This is a genomic window from Micromonospora mangrovicola (genome assembly GCF_047200535.1).
Lineage (GTDB): Bacteria > Actinomycetota > Actinomycetes > Mycobacteriales > Micromonosporaceae > Micromonospora.
On the sequence record NZ_JBJZOG010000286.1, the window covers coordinates 1 to 318 of the forward strand.

A 318-nucleotide genomic window follows, 5' to 3' on the forward strand; every position below is an offset into this window, starting at 1 on the left:
GGAGTTCTACAAGCTCACTCCGCTGTACCCGCAGGAGCGGCTGCGGCTGGAGACCGAGCCGCACATCCTGACGACGCGGGTCATCGACCTGGTGATGCCGATCGGCAAGGGGCAGCGGGCGCTGATCGTGTCGCCGCCGAAGGCCGGTAAGACGATGGTGTTGCAGGCGATCGCGAACGCGATCACCCGTAACAACCCGGAGTGCCACCTGATGGTGGTGCTGGTCGACGAGCGGCCGGAAGAGGTCACCGACATGCAGCGGTCGGTGAAGGGCGAGGTCATCGCGGCCACGTTCGACCGTCCGCCGCAGGACCACAC

1 pseudogene is annotated in these 318 nt (G+C 66.7%); it reads left to right on the forward strand.

Features of this window, described 5'->3' with window-relative positions:
- Positions 1–318: pseudogene (locus ACL02O_RS34500) on the forward strand (transcription termination factor Rho); the annotation flags it as partial.